The sequence below is a fragment of the Streptomyces sp. NPDC048484 genome, from assembly GCF_040651415.1.
Lineage (GTDB): Bacteria > Actinomycetota > Actinomycetes > Streptomycetales > Streptomycetaceae > Streptomyces.
In genome coordinates this window covers 1-3,639 of sequence record NZ_JBEZJY010000118.1, presented here as the reverse complement: position 1 = coordinate 3,639, position 3,639 = coordinate 1, and the positions used below count along the sequence as shown (strand labels likewise).

The following is a 3,639-nucleotide window of genomic DNA, read 5'->3' as shown; positions in this document are numbered from 1 at the left end:
CGCAGCAAGCCCGCCAACGCGCCCGGCTCCAGGCGCTCCTGTGCGGTGGCCACCACCAGGGTCCCGCCACCGGCCAGGGTCACACACACCTCCGATACCGAGGCGTCGAAGGCGAACGAGGCGAACTGTACGACCGTGTCACCACGACCGATCGCGAACACCGGGGCCTGGCCGGCCACCAGATTCACGACACCACCGTGGGTGACCTGCACTCCCTTGGGCCGGCCCGTCGACCCCGACGTATAGATCACATACGCGAGCTGTTCTCCCGCGATCGCCACCTCGGGCGGGGTGGACGGCATGGCGGCCAGGGTCGTACGGACGAGGGGCTCGTCCAGGCAGAGCGTGCGGCGGCGTCCTACCGGCAGCTCGTCGACGAGGTCGGTGGTGCCGAGCACCACGGCCACCCGGCTGTCGGCCAGCATGAAATCCAGCCGGTCCACCGGGTGCTCCGGATCCAGCGGGAGATAGGCGCCGCCGGCCTGCCAGACCGCCAGCATCGCGACCATCATGTCCGCGCCGCGGGGCAGGCACAGTCCGACGACCGTCTCGGGCCCGACACCCATGCCGCGCAACTGGTGCGCCAGTCGCGCCGCACTGTCGATCAGCCGGGCGTAGGTGAGCGAAGCACCCTCGCACACCACGGCCACCGAGTCCGGGTACAACACCGCCTTGTCTGCGATCAGTTCGTGCACCCCGGCCGCGCCCGGCGACGGCGTCGGCGTGCGGTTCCAGTCGTCGAGCAGCATCGCGCCCTCGGCCGGGGAGAGCAGCGGCACATCCCACACCGCCTGGCCCGCGTCGGCGGCCACGCTCTCCAGCAGGGCCACCAGGTGGCGGGCCATCCGCTCGGCCGTCGCCGTGTCGAAGAGGTCGGTGCTGTACTCGAACGTCCCGGACAACCCCTGACCCGTGTCGGTCAGGATCAGTCGCAGATCGACCGCGGCGACCACCTCGCGCAGAGCGATGGGCACGGCATCCTCGTCCGCGTCCTGACGAACGCCCTGCCCTTCGTCGGTGAAGTAGTTGAGGAGCACCTGGAAGAGCGGACTGCGCGACCGGTCCCGTTCGGTGGCCAGGGCGTCCACCAACTGCTCGAACGGCAGGTCCTGGTGCGTGTAGGCGCTCAGCGCCGTCTCGCGGACCCGGCCGAGCAGTTCGGTGAACGTCGGGTCCCCCGACAGGTCGGTGCGGAGCACGAGCGTATTGACGAAGAACCCCATCAGGTCCTCGGTCTCGGCGCGGTTGCGGCCCGCGACCGGGGTCCCGACCGCGAAGTCGTCCTGGCCGCTGTAGCGGGCCAGCAACGCCGAGAACGCGGCCTGCAACGTCATGAACATCGACGCGCCGTTCTCCCGCGCCACCGCTCGCAGTCTCTCGACGGTCCGCGGCGACACGGTGAACTCGGTCATCGCCCCGGCCGAGGTGCGTATCCGCGGGCGCGGCCGGTCGGTCGGCAGCTCCAGCGCCGGGCAGTCCGCGAGCCGGTCCGTCCAGTAGGCGAGCTGTCCCTCCAGCGCCTGCCCCGACAGCCAGCGGCGCTGCCACATCGCGAAGTCGGCGTACTGCACCGTCAGCGGCGGCAGCGGATCGGGCCGGCCGTCGCGGAACGCCTCGTAGAGCGCCGACAGTTCGCGCCGCAGGATCTGCCCGGACCATTCGTCGGCGACCACGTGGTGCATCGTCAGTGCCAGCGCGTGCTCGGCCGGGCCGATACGGATCAGCAGGGCGCGCACGAGCGGTCCGGCCGCCAGGTCGAACGGTGTCACCGCGTCCGCCCTGACCAGCCGTTCGGCCGCGCGGAACGGCTCCGGCCCGGCGGACACGTCCGCCACGGGCAACGGGAAGGGCGCGGGCGGGTCGATCACCTGGTACCCGACACCGTCCGGGCCCGCGACCAGTCTGGTCCGCAGCACCTCGTGCCGCGCCACCACCGCGCCCAGGGCCATGCCCAGCGCGGCGACGTCCAGGTCGCCGGCCCAGCGCACCGGCGTGGGCACGATGTACTCGACCGAGCCGGGCTCCAGCTGGTCCAGGAACCACAGGCGCTGCTGGGAGAACGAGAGCGGCAGCGGCTGGTCCCGGCCCGCCGCGGTCACCGGCGGTGCGGCCACGCTCTGCGTCGCCTCCTCCACGGCGGCGGCCAGGCCGCGCACCGTCGGCCGGTCGAAGAGCGTCGCCAGCGGGAGTTCGACGCCGAACACCGTCCGGACCCGGGAGATCACCTGAGTGGCGAGCAGCGAGTGGCCGCCCAGTTCGATGAAGCCGTCCTCGGCGCCGACCCGGTCCACGTCGAGGACCTGCGTCCAGACCTCGGCCAGTACCCGCTCCACCTCGGTGCGCGGCGCCACGTAGGTGTCCGTCGCGCGGGCGGTCGAGGCGCCGTCCGGTGCCGGGAGAGCCGCCCGGTCGACCTTCCCGCTCGGGTTCAGCGGAAACGCCGCCAGCTCCGTGAACACCGAGGGGACCATGAAGTCCGGCACACTGCGGCGCAGGTGCGCCCGCAGGTTCCCGGGCTCGGGAATGCCCTCGCCGAGGTCGGCCGGGACGAGGTGGGCCACCAGCCGCCGCTCCGTGCCCTCCCCGGTCGCCGTCACGACCGCCGACCGTACGCCCGGGTGCGCGGCCAGTACGGTCTCGATCTCGCCCGGCTCGATCCGGTGGCCGCGGACCTTCACCTGGTCGTCGACGCGGCCGAGGAACTCCAGCCGTCCGTCGGCCCGCCACCGGGCGCGGTCTCCCGACCGGTAGAGCCGTGACCCGTCGCACGCGAAAGGGCTGGCCACGAACCGGCCGGCGGTCAATGCAGGCCGGTCCAGGTAGCCGCGCGCCTGCTGCGCACCGCCGATGAAGACCTCTCCCGCCACTCCCACCGGGACGGGGTTCATACGGTCGTCGAGCACGTACACCCGGGTGTTGGCGATCGGCGCCCCGATCGGCGGCACGCCCCCGCCACCCGTCACCAGCGCCACGGTGGCGCAGACCGTGTTCTCGGTGGGGCCGTAGGCGTTCACCAGGCGTCGGCCGCTGGACCATTTCGTGGCCAGGCCTGCTTCGAGCCGCTCCCCCGCGGCGATCAGTGTGCCCACGCCACGCAGGTCGTCGCCCGGGTCCAGTACGTCCAGCAGCGACGGCGGCACCGTCGCCACGGTCACCGCGGCGCGGGTGGCCAGGCCCGCCAGCAGGGCGGGTTCGGCGCGTTGGGCCGGGGTGGCCACGACCAGCGTCCCACCGGACGCCAGCGCCATGACCAGTTCCCACACCGAGGCGTCGAAGCTGAACGAGGCGAACTGCAGGATCACATCGTCCGCGCCGGTGCCCAGGGCCTCCGTCTGTGCCGCGACGAGACTCACCAGGCCCGCGTGGTGCACCACGACGCCCTTGGGCGTGCCGGTCGATCCCGATGTGTAGATCACGCAGGCCGACTGGGCCCCGTGCACGGTCACGGGGGGCGAGGTGACGGGCATCGCGGCGGCCTCGGCCGTGACCGCCGGATCGTCCAGCCACACCGTACGGTGCACGAGGGCGTCCGCCGCCAGGTCACCAGCCACCCCTCGATGACCCACCAGCACCTTCACATCGCTGTCGGCCAGCATGAACCGCAGCCGCTCCACCGGATACTCCGGATCCAACGGCAGA

At 72.5% G+C, this 3,639-nt stretch carries 1 protein-coding gene; it reads right to left on the bottom strand.

Going from position 1 to position 3,639, the window contains the following annotated elements; all coding sequences use genetic code 11:
* The coding region (locus tag AB0D14_RS44730; RefSeq protein ID WP_362791219.1) for an amino acid adenylation domain-containing protein at positions 1 to 3,639 on the bottom strand (3,639 nt) is incomplete at both ends.